The sequence below is a fragment of the Paenibacillus sp. FSL R7-0128 genome (genome assembly GCF_038002245.1).
GTDB lineage: Bacteria > Bacillota > Bacilli > Paenibacillales > Paenibacillaceae > Paenibacillus_AQ > Paenibacillus_AQ silagei.
This window is the reverse complement of sequence record NZ_JBBOCD010000001.1, coordinates 1,226,251-1,241,276: the sequence shown is the minus strand read 5'-3', so window position 1 is coordinate 1,241,276 and position 15,026 is coordinate 1,226,251. Positions and strand designations below refer to the sequence as shown.

Here is a 15,026-nt window from a genome sequence, read left to right as displayed (position 1 = left end):
GTCTATGAAGGACTTGGCCTCAATATGCAGACGGGCATGACAAGCATGAAGAGAAGTGTTATTCCAGCCGCGAATCCGCTCCCGCCACCCGGGCATCTAACAATCTATGTATGGTTCCTCTTATTTCCTTCTATATAGTAGAAACACTATTGCAAAAAGCACCAGCCCGCGATCCCCGCCACGCTCCGGGGTTGCAGTCTGGTGCTCTGATTCTTCCTATGCCTCGTACCTGTTCCCTTATCCGCTGCTCAGCAGCTTACCAGTTAATGGATTCTGCAATCTTCAGGACCTCTGCACGGTCAAGGCCGCGGGTGCTGAGAACGTACAACACGCCATTTGCTTCCCAGTCCAGGCTTCTGTCACTGACCAGAGCCGCATCCGTCCCCTTAATCTTCACCTGCTCCACCTTATCATCCGTTGCCATTGAAAAGGCATTCTCCTCATTGGCCAAGCGCAGCTGCATCCAGATTCGCTTATCCTTATCTTTGCTAGCGAAGAACAGTTCAACAATCTGCCCGCTTACACCCGCCTCGTCCTTATAGAACTCCCCGTGGTCAAAGGCAAAGCCCTCTGGCAGGTATTCCGGCAGCTTCACCTTGAAGAGAGCGTATTGATCCAGCTTAACTGCCTCCTTGACGGTAAACTTCTGCTCTGAAGCTTCCTTGTCAAGCTGCTCCTGCTCGCTTAGGGTAATCAGCTTATCCCCGTCGAAATTGACGATGGCCTCCCCGGCAGCATTGAAGATGGCTTCCGGCATGGGGTTAAACGAAGTGACGGGATTCCCCTCCTGGTCAAATATCTTGCCCTTCCAGGCATCCGGGAACTCCTTAGGGTGACTCCCGTCCATCTGAGCGACCTCAATATGTCCCAGATGGACTGAATTCAGCACACGCTCCAGCATTTCCTGTGCGAACGAGGGTCTGACGAAAGACACGCTCACCACGGCTGCCATCAGCAGAGAAGCTGCAATCATCACCGGACGTCTGATTCGTTGTTTGTTCTTCATTCTATCATCCTCCTGTTGTTTCTGAATGGAGCGGTTCCTCACCTGGCGGAGAACCTCCGCCGGATCGGATTCCCGTGAGAAGTCCTGGCGGGCCAGATAGTCCCCCAGCTCCTGAAGCTCAAGCTCATCTGCCTGTACGGCGCTCTTCTTGTTATTCATAGCTCTTCCACACTCCCTATTTCAGATTTCAGTTTTCGCATGCTGCGATAGAGAATGACTCCGACATTGCTCTCCGAGATTCCGGTAATCCGGGCAATCTCCGTATTCTTCAGATCCGCCCCGAATTTCAGAGCGATGAGGTTACGTTCCTTCGGGCTGAGCGTGTCCAGCGCATCCTGTAGCCTATCGCTGCGCTCTCTGCCGAGGATGAGCGTCTCCGGCTCTTTTTTGCCCGACACCAGCTCCCTGACACTGTCCAGTGAGAAGAAGCGCTGCCGCGCGCGGCTCCGGTAATAATCATTCACTACGTTGCGGGCAATGGCGAACAGCCACACTTCCAGCGGCGCTTTCTCCGGGGAGTAGGCGGGCAGCTTGGATAGCGTCTTCTCGAACACCTGGCTGGCCAGATCCTCGGCGGTGTAACGGCAGCTCACCCGGTAGGCGATATAGTTGAATATCCGTTTATAATAGACTTCGAAAACGGCTGAAAACTCCAGCTCTGTCTCTATATGGGATGAAACCCTGTCATGTATCAAAGGCAGCAATGCGCGCTCTTGCATTCCTTAAGCCCTCCCTTCCAGGCTGAATTTACTTGGCCAAGTAATTTACATGAGCTAATACGCTCTATCTATCGAATCCATTACATATGCAGACGAAAAAAGACAGAGGATCGAAGCTCCTCTGCCTACTGTAGTTTTTTTAGGAATGACTGGCTATGCGGATTATTGCTGAACGCCAAGGCTCCTTTTCTCAAGCGTGCTCCTTCTTCTCGGTCAAAAAGTAGATCAGCGCCAGCACTGGCAGTGCCAGCCCGATTAGAGTAGTCAGACTCCAGCCGCCGTAAGCATACGCCCAGCCCCCGAGTGATGATCCCACGGCTCCTCCAATGAAGAAAATCGCCATGAACAAGCCGTTCAGCCGCCCCCGGGTCTCATTGCCCAGTGAATAGATCGCCCGCTGCCCCAGCACCAGATTACCGGACACGCTCATATCGAGCAGAATGGCCGTCAGCACCAGCAGGCCTAGAGTAAGATTGGAGGTATCCCGCAGCAGGTAAGCCAGGATAAAGGAGAGAACGGCCAGTGAAATGCCAAGACCAGTCAATAACCGGGTCCAGCCCTTGTCAGCCAATCTGCCCGCAATCGGCGCTGCTACGGCTCCGCCCACACCAGCCAGGGCAAACAGGGCGATTCCTTGCTGGGACAGGTGATACTCACTGGACAAATGTAGCGGAACAGTCGTCCAGAACAGACTGAAGGCACCGAACAGGCTGGCCTGGTATAAGGCGCGGCGCCGCAGCACCGGCGTATGCATGAGCAATGTGCCCAGAGAGCGGAGCAATTGTCCGTATCTCAAGCCGGGAGCGGGCTTCCGGGCGGGCAGGACACGGGCTAGTAGCAGTGTCAGCAGCGCAGTTACGACAGCCGAGACGATGAAGATGGACTGCCAGCCCCAGAGTCCGGCCATGAAGCTGGCCACCGGGCGGGCGAACATAATGCCCAGCAAGAGGCCGCTCATCACATTGCCAACGACGCGGCCGCGATCTTCCTCTGTGGCCAGATAGGAGGCATACGGCACCAGGACCTGTGCGGCTACCGAGCCCAGCCCGATCAGCAAGGAGGCGGCCAGGAACAGCGGTGCATTTGGTGCCAGAACGGACAGCACCAGGGCGGCCACCACCAGAATCAGTGACATTACAGTCAGCCGGCGGTTCTCGATAATATCACTGAGCGGGACAATGAACAGCAGTCCGGCTACGTAACCGATCTGCGTCAGGGTAACGATTAGCCCTGTCGCTCCGGCGGACAGATGAATGGCCTGCCCGATGGGCCCAACCAGTGTCTGGGTATAATAGAGATTCGCCACGATTAATCCGCAGGATACAGCGAGCAGAAAAGTGATCCAGCCGGGGACAGCCTTTTGAGTAACAAGGGATACTGTTTGTTGTTGCGCAGGAATTCCATCTTTCATTTGAAGCGCCACCTTCCAATTTTTAAATAGTGAACGTCAAGTACATTAATTAACCATGACCAAATAATATACTAAACGTTCAGTATTGTAAATAGGCAGTTTTATGGTATACTCCAATTATAGTTGAACTAGCACTGTCAGGAGGAATCACCATGGAGAAAAAAAGAGGCCGCCCGCGCAATACCGAGGCCAAGAACGCTATTCTGAACGCTTCATATCAATTATTGCTGGAGACGGGCTTCGGCGCAGTTACCGTAGAGAAGATCGCGGAGCAGGCCCAGGTCAGTAAGGCAACGATCTATAAATGGTGGCCGAATAAAGCGGCGGTGGTGATGGACGGATATCTGTACGCTGCTAACGCCAGACTGCCAATCCCGGATACAGGTTCCGCCAAGGAGGACATTCTAATTCATGCGGGGACGCTCGCGCAGTTCCTCACCAGCCGGGAAGGTAAAGTCATTACGGAGCTGATCGGTGAAGGGCAATCCGATGCCGGACTGGCGGAGGCGTACCGGAGCAGATATTTCGGCCCGCGCCGCGAGGAAGCCCGGAAGCTGTTTGAACGGGGGATTGCCCAGGGCGAACTGAAGCAGGGACTCGATATCGGGAGTTGTATTGATCTCGTCTATGGCCCCATCTTCTACCGTCTGCTGCTGACCGGGGGAGAGCTGAGCGAAGACTCTGTCAGAGCCCTTGTGTTACTTGCCCTTCAGGCGCTTGAAGCTTGAGGTTTCTGCAAGTCTTCTATTAGGATATGGCAAATTGCATTTGTCCAGGCACAATGCAGTATGGGCAGTATATGCTAGGGCTGTAACAGGCTTGTCTTATCTTTGTTAACAGAACGTGACCCGCAGGCGGAGTTTTTCATTTATAATACAAGAGATTGGAATTTCCAGACTCCGGAGGTTATCTTATGAAAAAATTAATTACCGCTGCCGCTATTGCCCTGCTCCTCGCAGGCCATGCGGCGGGTTCATCCATAGATATTGCCCATTCTGCTGCTGCTCCTCTATCCCTTGTTGTGGACGGACAAGCCGTTCTCCCCGGGGCTCCCCCCTTCCACTCCGGCGGCACATTATACGTACCTGCCCGCGCGCTGCTGGAATACTTCCCGATAGAGCTGCAATGGAATAACACCCTCAAGCAACTAACCCTGTCCACAAGCTGGGACAAGACTATTCTTACGCCCGGCAGCGCTTCCATGCAAGTGACTTATACGCAAACGGACGGAGGATACCAAGAGGATCTGGACGCCCCTGTGCTGCTGAAGGCAGGCCGTGTATACATCGCGGCAGCTGCTCTGGATTCCCTTACGGGAGCTGTTACAGAGCTGAATCCGGGAGGAAGCCGGGTTAATATTACCCCAGGCAGTCTTAGCACAACCGTCAGAGTACCCGCTGCCCCCCTTGCCGTTGCAGAGAATAATTCCAAGGTGAAGCTGTACGCCGCGCTTAAGGACGGCGATACCTACAAAGGATTCATCCTTGAAGTGAACGGGAAAAAGCAACACTTCAACTGGACGGTATCCAGAGACTACTCGCATCCGCCTCAGCTCTTCTATGCTGATGTAGATTCTGACGGCAAACCGGAGGCTACGGTTGTGTTCACCCTGGGAACCGGAACCTCGCTGGTTGCACAGGAGGTTCATGTCGTGAAGCCGGAGCAGGGGAAGGAGCTCTCCGTGCCTGCTGCGGACGAGGCCGCCCGCGCAGCAGTCTCATCCAGTATTGTGCTGGATCAAAAGGACGTCCTGCTGAAGCTTGAGCTTACAGGACTCAAGCCGTCCAAGATGACGCTCAGACTACAGGACCGTGCTGAGGACGGCCTGAAGTATTTCGGCAGCAAAGCGGCCATTGGCGCAGTAACCTACTATTCAGTAGAGAATAACAAACTGCTTGCGGACACCAGCTTAATGGTCGGCATGACCGAGAGTGTCGGTACCCTGAAGCTGGAATATAAGGCAGGCAAGACGGGGATGGAGCTGGGGTCTATTGCTTTTGAGCCGGATGAACGCGGTGAAGCCATTTTGGAGAAATAAGAAGGTTGCCGGGGAAGGAGCTTAGCCATGATTGATGCCCATATTCATCTAGACCAATATGAGGATCACGTAGTGTCCTCGCTGCTGGAGGGACTGCCAGAGCAGGGCATAGAGTCGCTGATAGCCGTCTCGATGAATCTCGCTTCGAGCAAGCGAACTCTGGAGTTAGCAGCCAGCTATCCGGGCCTCGTGAAGCCTGCGTATGGCTTCCATCCAGAGCAGGCGCTGCCTGCGGAGAAAGAACTGAACGTGCTACTGAAATGGATTACAGACCATGCTGGAAGTATGGCCGCTATTGGTGAAATCGGCCTTCCCTACTACTCCCGGACCGAGGCTGTGGAGCGTGGCGAAGCTTGGGATATGGCACCCTATATTCAGCTTCTGGACAGACTTCTTGGACTGGCTGCACGTTTGGGCAAGCCTGTAGTACTACATGCCGTCTATGAGGATGCGTGGACCGTATGCGATCTGCTGGAGCAGCATGGCCTTACGCAGGCCCATTTCCACTGGTTCAAGGGCCCCGCTGCTACCGTTGACCGGATGATTAGCCGCGGTTACTACATTTCCTTCACTCCCGACATCCTCTACGAACCGGAGATTCAGGAGCTGGCACGCCGCTATCCGCCGGAGCTGGTCATGGCAGAGACGGACGGCCCGTGGCCGTTTGAAGGACCGTACGCCGGGCGCACCACCCATCCGGCTATGGTCCATGACGTTGCTGCCGCCTGGGGGGCGCTGCATGGATATTCCGTTCCAGAGGCCCAGGCCCTGCTGACGGCCAACACAAAACGATTCTATGGGCTATAGGGTTAGCAGTTCCACTTAAATACAGCACCAGACTTAAATCTGTTAAGGTACAAACTAAGCTATATACTTAAGTGCATTCCGTACAATTAAAACGTTTGATTCACTGCCAAATATACGTTTAGTTGTATTTCATACATTTAAAATAGCTCATTATCGGGGATCTCGCCCACTCAGGCAAATTTAGTTGTACAAACTACAGTTAGAAGAGCTACTCCTTCCTTTTGACTGTTTTTAAATGCACATAATACAACTAGCCCTGAATGTTAGCTTCGACCAAACTAATCCAATTGCCCTTAGGGCCCGTAACGCTGGTCCCGATAATCAATTAACAGCTGCTGCATTTTTTCCACCGTGCCGTCTTGATGAGGAACATGGATGGATACGGTCAAATTTGAGTCGTTCAAATACTGAAACGATACAAGATCGAAATTCAATTTCCCGAGATTCGGACAATGCAGCGTCTTCGGAGCATCTATGGCATCGAGAATCTCATGAGAGTCCCAAAATTCACGAAACTCACTGCTAACCTTGGACAGTGCCTCGAACTGCTCAGACCACCAAGGGTCTTCGCCGTGACGGGCGTACCCGGCATGGAAAGTAGCAACGATTCGCCTGGCATGCATTTCCCATTGCTCTCCCTTAACGTAGCGGAAACGGGCAGAAGTAAACGTCATCCAGACAAAATTCCGTTCACTCTCCGACATAGCCGCGAGATCCCCATTCATTGCACAGTAGGCTTCATTCCAGGCAATGATATTCATATGCGCATCCATGACATTCGAAGGTGACAGGGTTTGGCTATCCAAAAAACGTTGAAGTTCCGCTGTTACCTTGGAGGGTTGATGAGTATTGATCAAGGGAAATTGCTTTCGAGCCAGATGGTACAGATGCCTGCGTTCTGCTTCATCGAACCGAAGCACTTCTGATATTTGGTCAAGTACCTCAGCGGATACGTTAATAGGACGCCCTTGTTCCAAATAGGTGTACCAGTCCAATCCTACATCTGCCAGCTGGGCTACCTCGCTTCGGCGAAGTCCAGGTGTACGTCTGCGTCCGGTTTCCGGCAAACCCGCTTGCTTAGGAGTCATTCGTTCACGGCGTAAGCGCAAAAAACGAGACAATTCCCCGTAACGGTCCAGTCTGTCCGCCATAATCTCCTCATGCCTCCTATCTATTCTTGAACGTAGGATTTCCAATCCTACGATAACCAGATATCTCCCTAACCTCGTTAGGCTCATGTACACTAGTCTATGTCCTCCATAGGAGAAGAGCAAGAATGGTTAGGACAAGTTGATATTAGTTTTGGGGGGATTAAGATGTTTGAGCATATGGTGCTATTGAAATTCAAGCCTGATGTTTCTATTGCAGAGCAAAAGGACGCTGTTAGGCGCGCGCAGAACTTTAAGGGGGAAATTCCAGGTATCGTAGATCTTAGCGCGGGGATTAACGTGACTGAGGAAATCGAGCACACCCAGGGGTTCACGCTGGGGATCAGAGTTACTTTTGAGAATCAGCAAGCTTGCCGTGAATATATTCAACACCCGCTACATCAAAATTTATTGCAATCCATAGGCCCATTTGTTGATGGAATCATCGTTATTGATTATCCGTTTGCGGCCAGTTGATCACGAAAAGCTAAAGAGGCAGCCACCACATTGGTCGGCTGCCTTCTTGAGATTATTATTGAGTATCATTCAGCTTCGGCTGTTTCAAACCCTTTATAACATTGTGGAATCACCTCGGACTCTACTCAGCTTAAAGCGACATCCGCCGGACCGACACTTCATCTTCTCCGAACTCCATGACATAAATATCCGGCTTGGTCGTCTGTAGTAAGAAGTCCAGACCGTATCCCGGGGAATAATGGCCCATCATCAAGGACATCACCATACCATGGGTTCCGATGGCCACTCTTTTCCCTTCATGGGTCCGCAGAATATTCTGCAGCGCCTTCACTGCCCGTGCCTGGCACTCCCGGTTCGATTCCCCGCCCGGCAGGGCATAATCGGGATCGGTGTACATCTTCTGGAGTTCATCGTATAAGCCTTCGTCGGATAGCTGCTGGTTGCCCTCCATCCAGACCTTTTCTCTAAGATCATCGATCAGAATGATTTCCTGCCCCAGCTTATCAGCCAGATCGGCTATCGTATTGACAGCCCGGATATACGGGCTGCTGTACAATACATCTATCCCTTCATCCTTCAGGCATTCCGTGACCTGCAGGGCATCCTCCTCCCCCTTGGGCGAAAGGCCGCGTGTCCATTCATCCACCCCGGTACGGAGCGAGTCTCCGTGCCTTACCATGTAGATATAAGTTGTCATAAGCTCCTCCTAATCGTACATACAGAAATTAGTGATCCGTTAACCTTCTTAGCTACTCTCTACCGCTGGCTGAGCGGCTTCCGCTGTAGACCTCGCCACCGGCCAGAGCTGCCGTCTGAACGCCACACCCATCAGACCCAAGAGCAGCTGCAGTAAGCCAATGTTAACAAAAATGCGGGCCGGACCTGCATATTGCACAAGCACGCCGCCCAGCAAAGGTGCCACAATGAGTACCGTGCTGAGGACGGTGTTCTGAATGCCGAAGATGCGGCCGGTCATGTGCGGCGGGGTTTCTTTTTGCAGACAGTAATTGAAAGTAATCATGAATACCCCGTTGCCGATCCCCAGCACAAACCCGATCAGCAGCACCCAAATCATAGATGCCCCCGGCTGAAGCAGACCCAGCGCCGCAATTGATCCGCCGATCAGGACATACCCAGATCCCAGCTTCCAGCCATAACCTTCTTCCAATTTCAGCTTGTTCAGGATTAGGATGATGAGCACAGCTCCAGCTCCGGTAGCAGCTACCATCCAGCCGAGCAGGGATTCCCGGTCTGGTGCGAATACCCGGAACAGGCTGGTGAATTGAAAGTCGACGACCTGAATCACTAACGACCCGGCAAGTCCGAACAGCATCGTATTCAGCAGCAGCCGGCTGCGGAGCATGAAGCTCCAGCCTTCCCGCCACATGGTGCGGAGTGGTATCTTGTTGTCCGGCGCTTCCGGCTGCTTGCTGTCTTCTTCCTCCGTATGGATGTTTTTTACGGATAGCAGCAGCAGATAAGAACAGCCGCGCAGCAAGGCATTGAGCAGGATGCACCACTGCGGCGTAAGGAAGGCGAGCGCCAGACCTCCGAGCAGCGGCCCGGCGATTTTGGAGCCTTGGTTGACCAGTCCGTTGAGTGATGAGGCTTGCAGCAGCTGGTCCTCTCTCACAAGACTGCGGGTCAAGGACTGCTGGGCCGGCATATTCAGTGTAGACAGCGCTGAGCGCAGCGCCAGCAGCGGCAGCAGCCAGACCATACTCGGGGCGAACAGCACCAGCAGGGTCAGCAGCGCTGTCAGCAGATCGCAGATGCGCATCAGCTTCAGCTTGTTCAGCCGGTCGGCGGCTACCCCGGCAATCGAGCCGAGCAGAATACTCGGCAGCGCCAGCGCTACCGGAATGAGGGCCAGCATCAGCGGCCCGGCCTGCCAGCGGTAACCGACCAGCACCTGAATCGCCAGTGCATCGAACCAGTCGCCGAAGCTCGCTGTGGCAAAAGCGCTGTACACCCGCATATACGTTTTGTTATGAAGCAGACTGTTTCCCTGCTTGGTTGATCGTTCCATCTGACACTCCTCCAGGTTACATAAGATCGTAGATGAAGCTCCATCTATGATTCTAAAGTAACGGAGAATTGTCAGAGAATTATCATGGGGTCTCCAGCAGCGGCAGCAGAATGCGCTCCAGAGTGTGTTCCAGTCTGTCCAGGCCACAAGCTTCAAGCTCGGCCGCAAACAGGCTATTATACTTTCGGTCCAAGGCACTTCCGGTCAGGAACATCCGGCAAAAATGATGAATCTTGTACAGTGCATAGAAGCGCAGCGGCACGAATCCCGACATATCCAGCACCTGCAATCCCTCATTGATGAGCCGCTCCCCCTCTGCCCACTGTTCACGGCGCAGCTTCCAGAGTCCCTTCACTACCTTGTAGTTGCCAATCTCCCGCAAAAAGGGCTTGTCCTGCAAAATCCGGCTGACTGCTTCATCCATCCGTTCCAGCTCTTCATCGCAAGCTCCCGCTGAGAGATGGATGAACAGCTCTGTAATTACCGTGACCGGGATGAAATTCTCGAAGCCGGGTCCGGCGATCACCTGGTAGGAACGCTTCAGACGTTCCAGTGCTTTTTCCGGCTGACCTGCAAGGGTGTACATGTCCAGCATCGTCAGAATCTCAAGCTCGGTTTGTTCTGGCGGGTTCAGCAGATTCCGCGCAATCAGTCGCTCGGCGTACGCCACCTTCTCCCTGGGATCACCAATGAAGAAGTAGAACAGATTGAGGTAAAAGAGCCGGTCCTTCAGCGGAATCTCGTCCGTGTGGACCAACCAATCCAAATCTCCTTGCACAAAATGAACAACCATAGAATAATGCGGGTCCAGCTCGTAGCCGAGGATGTCCTGCTGGCGGGCAAGAGTGAGCATGGAGTTCCCCTGACCGTAGACATGGAACTTCATGAACACCTCACGCATCGTGTCCCGCAGCTCCGGGTCATTCGTTGCCGGATTTACCGCTACGCCCGCAAGGCCGCCCGGAATTGCCAGACTGTACCCGAACCCGCGAATAGTCTTAATGTCAATCCCGCCCAGTAACCGCAGCTTTTTGCGCAGCCGGTAGATATGATCGTCAACGGTCCGTTCCACCGGATATTCCATCGGCCACACTTTATCCAGCAGCTGCTCCCGGCTGAAGGTCCGCCCGCGGTTGCGGTACAGAAACTGCAGCAGCGCGAACTCCTTGGGCAGCAGCTCTACCGTTAATCCTCCGGCGGATACCTTATATTCACTTCCGTTCAACTCCAGATGCATGGCGGTGCCTCTTTTCTTCTTCTGCTAATGAATCCACAAGTCGATTATATCAGCTTGAACCAAAAAATCCCCCTACAGTTGCCGCTGTAAGGGGATTTCTCATTACAATATTGATGTGACTACAGTCGCTCTAATCGGCCCACCTGTTGACGCGAGGCTAGCCTGCCATATTATTAATGGAGTCCTGCTCCGAGAACACCGAGATATGATCTACCGTTCCAGTTGATTCCGGGATGATGAATTTGAGCTGATACTGCTTGTTGGCCTGATAAATATAGATATTATGCTCGCCATTCACGGTAGTAGCATCCGGCTTGCCGAGGACTTCTTCAATCTGCTTCAGTGTCAGGTTACGCAGGTCCGGGGCGCTGGAGCGCACATCAAAAATCTTCATACCCTTGTTAAAACCAAACACCACACTCTTCTTGGAGTAGGTGGAATAGACTCCCTTGCCTGCCGATTCCTTGAGGTCCGGCTCTCCCCACGCGGCTTCCACCTCATCAATAAGTCCGGTGTGTGCAGCATATTCGACGCCGGGCACCTTGCCCTGCTTAGCAAGCTCCAGCAGCTCCTTCAGCTGCTTGCTCCGTTCCTGCGGGGTGGCTCGAGCTACGGTATCTGCTTCAGCCCCTGCAACCTCAGTAACCGTAGACTCTGTTGAGGCTCCCGCTGCGGCTTCAGAGTCAGCAGTTACAGGCTCTGCGCCCGCAGCAGCGCCGTCATCTGTACCGGATTCGCTTACCTGCGCACCTTCTGCTGCCGATGAAGCGCTATCCCCTGGCTGTACAGTTGCTGTAGCCGCAGCCGTATTGTTAAGCGATGGTTCCGTTTTGCCGGAATTACAGGCTGTAAGGCTGAGCATCGCCCCAACGATAAGAATACCTGTGATTGTTCTAATTAATGTAGTCATGCTGCCATCTCCTTCGTTATGGGAACCATCCTCTTTTGTCTAAACTGTACCCTATGACGCAGGGGCTGTAACAAAGGTTGCAGGTGCAGACCTCCTGTTTCAGGTATTATACGCATTGCCTTATGCTATGAATTTCCCTGTCTGATAACGGTCCAGCGCCGTTTTGTTCACCACATAAGTTCGGGCCATCAGATCATGCAGCGCCCGCTTGCGCTGGGTGAATGCGACGAACAGGCAATCCACAATCACTACCCAGCCAAAAAACACATTTATATCGGCCGCAAGCGGACTCCAGTTCACGAGACTGCTTGGTATGGCAGATAACGCCTCCGTATTCAGACTCACAACCACTGCCAGGAAGCTGTTAACAATAATAAAACTATCCCTGATCAAAGCCTGCCGGAGCACCGGGTATCTTCCATTCTCATCAACGATTCTTGCCCCCAGAAGCAGCCTGCCCGGCGTCCCGCCGTATCGGACAACCATAAATATATTGAACACCATAAGCAGTGCAAACTGTATAAAAAGCGGGAACGCTGACCCTGCCGACTCTGCCGCCGGCACTGAAATCCTGGTCAGTAAATAGGTAGGAAGAATAAGAATAAGTGAGTCAATGATATTAATCAGCACTCTTTTCCAAAAGCCTACAAATTCGTATAAATTAAGTTCTTCCTCAATCCACGGCTCCATACTTTCACCCCTTACGCAAAAGTAGTCTCATCATTCATGTTAATCACTCGTTTCCCGCACACTCTTCCCCTGCACATACCTGCCCACATGCTGCAAAATCTCATGATTCTGCTGCACGATGATCCGCTTAGCCTGATACTGTTCGGTTAATGCCATGATCGCAGGAATCCCCTCTCTCCTGAAGCTGCGGTTCCATTCCAGCAGCATCACCCGGAGATACTTGAACGACTGCTTATAATTCCCTTGCTCCAGCCCCAGCCTGGTCTTCATGAACCTGCTGATGACCCGGGCATCCTGTACATAAGGCTTAGGCCGAATCAGAAAAATCAGATCCGCTTGCCGGAAGCTTTCGGTTCCCCACTGGTAATGTACGCCCTCTATGATCCATGACTCCGCATCCATAGCTTCCGCGAGCTTGCCATCCCGTACCTCCGGGGAGTTCTTGGTGTTGTCCCTGCGATCCCAGACAAAATTATCCGTTTCATAGCACGGAATTCCGTAACTTTGAGCTAATTTCCGGGCGATATACGTCTTCCCGCTCCCGCAGCCGCCTATAATACGTACTCTAATCTTCAGTCCCTCCCCTGGAAGATCAAGAATATAACAAATCTCTCTCATATTACTATTCTCTATGTATCCTGTCACTCTACTCCACCCGGTTAAACACTGAAGCCAGCCCATCAATAATCGATCGGCTGGCTTCTGGAGCCGCAGTATACGGCGGCATCTTGGTTGGATAATCTGGCCTTGTGCAGCCACTACTACTTTACAGCTTCACTGCTCCCTCTTTAGCATTCCAGGTGAACGGCAGGCCGAACAACGGCGTTAAGCTGCCCAGCGGAATGTACAGGCGGCCGTCTACACTTTTGGAGGCTAGCATCTCTACTGTTTTGCCGTTCACTTTGGCCTTCGTGCTAAGCGGCTTGTGAACTGCTGTCTTCTTGCCGATTGTGATGATAAGCGCTCCGGTTCCCGCCTCCTGCATCAGGCTTCCGCCCAGCAGCTTCACGGATTCACTCAGTGGAATGTATACCCGCGAATCCTCCAGCAGGAAGGAATTCTTCACCGGCAGCTTCTCCCCGCCCTTGACAAAAGCTCCCGCAATCATCGTAGATCCCAGACGGTAGCCGTTCTTCTCGGCAATGGCCGCCATCTCTAGCCCGGAGGTTGTAATGATGACCCGGGTGTTCTTCGCAATCTTCGGATACAGCCAGTGAATATCGTCATTGTGCATGCGGATGCATCCGGCGCTGACATATTTACCGATAGAAGATTCATTGTTGTTACCGTGAATGGCGTAGGTGGTGCCGTAAGTGTCATTGACCTCCAGCCCCAGCCAGCGGTCCCCCAGCGGATTGGCCGGATCGCCTCCGGGAATCTTCTCCTTGTAGTAGGGTCTGTTTTTGATTTTGACCACCATCTTGAAGCTGCCTTCAGGCGTCAGGCTTTTCGTTTTGCCGGTAGCGACCGGAAAAATCTTCACCAGCTTGCCATCGCTGTAATACGCCAGTTTGTTCGTTTTTTTGTTCACAATGATCAGATCTGAGGAAGACGATGCCGCCGCAGCCGATCCTGTGAAGCATGCGGTCAAAAGCATTACAAATACCAGTATTAGTGCGATGCTTTTGGGAAAATACGTTTGAATCCGGCTTACCTGTTCACGCTGACTCATAGTTGCCCCACCTCCAGGTTATGGATGATTCTGGATTGTCTTTTCTACATAGACGTTCATTTGCCGCAATAGTTGCAGAGCAGCCTGTACCTATTCTTATCAACTCGTCCCGCCCGGAGTGACGCAACGTTTGCAATATTGTAACCGTTCTGGGCGGAACCGCCTCCCTTGCACGCCGAAGCATGAATATTCGCCAGCGCCATCAGAGATAATAAGCCCGCATGACCAAAACACCCATCTCAAGGAGGCCAACTATTTTGAATACCAACTCATCTGCACAGATCCGGGAATGCGAGCAAATCGTTCAGCAGCTGATAGCACAGACCCAGCAGGGAACGCAGAATTACCAGCAGCTTCTTCAGCAGGAGCAGCAGGATGCCGCCAAGCTCCAGGAGCTTAGCCAGCATAACAGCAAGGCCATTCAGATGATCCAGCAGGCGCTGCAGGGCCATCAGACCGCGATGCAGCAGCTGCAGCAGATCTCGCAGTCGGTCAGATCGATGGAGCAGTTCACGCAGACTTCCGGCTTCAATACCCATACAAGCATTCCAAGCTTCAATTCCGGGAACCAGATGGGACTAATGCATTCTATGGGACAGAACCAGCCAATGGGCCAGAGCCACAATACAGGAATGGGAGGGTATAACTCCTCCTTCAGCCCGTCCTTCACTTCAAACAGCCAGCCGGTGAACTCACTGCATAGCCCGATCAACGCGGGGATTAACCACCAGCCGATGCATACGCCAATGCAGACACCGATGTCCGCAGGCTCCTCCTATAACGCTCCAATGAACCAGGGACGAAGCTTCCAGTAGGAAGAGCGGGGAGCATATCATTCTTATATTTCGAAAAAGGGTTCTCTCAGACCGCAGCAGCGGAAGC

At 52.8% G+C, this 15,026-nt stretch carries 16 protein-coding genes; 5 read left to right on the top strand and 11 right to left on the bottom strand.

All coding sequences use genetic code 11. The features are described from left to right. Nucleotides 1-256: 256 nt before the first annotated feature. From NST26_RS05085 to NST26_RS05075, 3 genes are all read right to left on the bottom strand, one after another. The gene (locus tag NST26_RS05085; RefSeq protein ID WP_340978732.1) at nucleotides 257-1,165 is read right to left on the bottom strand and encodes a DUF4367 domain-containing protein; all 909 of its coding nucleotides are present in this window, start codon (nucleotides 1,163-1,165) and stop codon (nucleotides 257-259) included. Further along, nucleotides 1,162-1,725, bottom strand: coding sequence for a sigma-70 family RNA polymerase sigma factor (locus NST26_RS05080; RefSeq protein ID WP_340978731.1), 564 nt, complete (start codon nucleotides 1,723-1,725; stop codon nucleotides 1,162-1,164). The genes NST26_RS05085 and NST26_RS05080 overlap by 4 nt, the downstream gene beginning before the upstream one ends. A 190-nt stretch (nucleotides 1,726-1,915) precedes the next feature. Then, the gene (locus NST26_RS05075) at nucleotides 1,916-3,136 is read right to left on the bottom strand and encodes an MFS transporter (protein WP_339313007.1); all 1,221 of its coding nucleotides are present in this window, start codon (nucleotides 3,134-3,136) and stop codon (nucleotides 1,916-1,918) included. 152 nt (nucleotides 3,137-3,288) lie between these two features. On the opposite strand from NST26_RS05075, the gene NST26_RS05070 reads away from it, so the two are divergent. The 3 genes from NST26_RS05070 to NST26_RS05060 all read left to right on the top strand — a co-directional run bounded on the left by NST26_RS05070 (nucleotide 3,289) and on the right by NST26_RS05060 (nucleotide 5,981). After that, nucleotides 3,289-3,864 carry a TetR/AcrR family transcriptional regulator gene (locus NST26_RS05070; RefSeq protein WP_340955620.1) on the top strand — a complete coding sequence of 192 codons (576 nt, stop codon included), beginning with the start codon at nucleotides 3,289-3,291 and terminating at the stop codon, nucleotides 3,862-3,864. 185 nt (nucleotides 3,865-4,049) lie between these two features. Continuing rightward, entirely contained in the window at nucleotides 4,050-5,174 is a 1,125-nt protein-coding gene (locus NST26_RS05065) for a stalk domain-containing protein (RefSeq protein ID WP_340955622.1), read from the top strand. Between the two features lie 27 nt (nucleotides 5,175-5,201). Next, complete coding sequence (locus NST26_RS05060; protein ID WP_340955623.1) at nucleotides 5,202-5,981, top strand: TatD family hydrolase; 780 nt, start codon at nucleotides 5,202-5,204, stop codon at nucleotides 5,979-5,981. 293 nt (nucleotides 5,982-6,274) lie between these two features. Here the strand turns inward: NST26_RS05060 and NST26_RS05055 are convergent, their stop codons facing one another. Then, nucleotides 6,275-7,132 (bottom strand): helix-turn-helix transcriptional regulator, encoded by an 858-nt coding sequence (locus tag NST26_RS05055; protein WP_340955626.1) that lies wholly within the window; start codon nucleotides 7,130-7,132, stop codon nucleotides 6,275-6,277. Between the two features lie 165 nt (nucleotides 7,133-7,297). Here NST26_RS05055 and NST26_RS05050 point away from each other — a divergent pair, with 165 nt between their 5' ends. Further along, the gene (locus tag NST26_RS05050) at nucleotides 7,298-7,606 is read left to right on the top strand and encodes a Dabb family protein (RefSeq protein ID WP_340955629.1); all 309 of its coding nucleotides are present in this window, start codon (nucleotides 7,298-7,300) and stop codon (nucleotides 7,604-7,606) included. 130 nt (nucleotides 7,607-7,736) lie between these two features. Here NST26_RS05050 and NST26_RS05045 read toward each other — a convergent pair whose 3' ends face one another. The 7 genes from NST26_RS05045 to NST26_RS05015 all read right to left on the bottom strand — a co-directional run bounded on the left by NST26_RS05045 (nucleotide 7,737) and on the right by NST26_RS05015 (nucleotide 14,144). Next, the gene (locus NST26_RS05045; protein ID WP_340955631.1) at nucleotides 7,737-8,303 is read right to left on the bottom strand and encodes a histidine phosphatase family protein; all 567 of its coding nucleotides are present in this window, start codon (nucleotides 8,301-8,303) and stop codon (nucleotides 7,737-7,739) included. 48 nt (nucleotides 8,304-8,351) lie between these two features. Beyond that, on the bottom strand, nucleotides 8,352-9,635 hold the full coding sequence (locus tag NST26_RS05040) for an MFS transporter (protein WP_340955633.1): 1,284 nt from the start codon (nucleotides 9,633-9,635) through the stop codon (nucleotides 8,352-8,354). Nucleotides 9,636-9,717: 82 nt separating this feature from the next. Further along, nucleotides 9,718-10,872, bottom strand: a complete 1,155-nt coding sequence (locus NST26_RS05035; RefSeq protein WP_340978729.1) for a winged helix-turn-helix domain-containing protein — start codon at nucleotides 10,870-10,872, stop codon at nucleotides 9,718-9,720. A gap of 157 nt (nucleotides 10,873-11,029) precedes the next feature. Next, nucleotides 11,030-11,782, bottom strand: coding sequence for a DUF4309 domain-containing protein (locus NST26_RS05030; RefSeq protein WP_036723254.1), 753 nt, complete (start codon nucleotides 11,780-11,782; stop codon nucleotides 11,030-11,032). A 120-nt stretch (nucleotides 11,783-11,902) separates the two neighbouring features. Next, nucleotides 11,903-12,472, bottom strand: coding sequence for an RDD family protein (locus tag NST26_RS05025; RefSeq protein WP_036723253.1), 570 nt, complete (start codon nucleotides 12,470-12,472; stop codon nucleotides 11,903-11,905). A gap of 39 nt (nucleotides 12,473-12,511) precedes the next feature. Continuing rightward, nucleotides 12,512-13,090 (bottom strand): hypothetical protein, encoded by a 579-nt coding sequence (locus NST26_RS05020; protein WP_340978728.1) that lies wholly within the window; start codon nucleotides 13,088-13,090, stop codon nucleotides 12,512-12,514. Between the two features lie 148 nt (nucleotides 13,091-13,238). Continuing rightward, entirely contained in the window at nucleotides 13,239-14,144 is a 906-nt protein-coding gene (locus NST26_RS05015; RefSeq protein WP_051477844.1) for a L,D-transpeptidase family protein, read from the bottom strand. A 257-nt stretch (nucleotides 14,145-14,401) separates the two neighbouring features. Here NST26_RS05015 and NST26_RS05010 point away from each other — a divergent pair, with 257 nt between their 5' ends. Then, the gene (locus NST26_RS05010; RefSeq protein ID WP_339254048.1) at nucleotides 14,402-14,959 is read left to right on the top strand and encodes a hypothetical protein; all 558 of its coding nucleotides are present in this window, start codon (nucleotides 14,402-14,404) and stop codon (nucleotides 14,957-14,959) included. Nucleotides 14,960-15,026 lie beyond the last annotated feature (67 nt).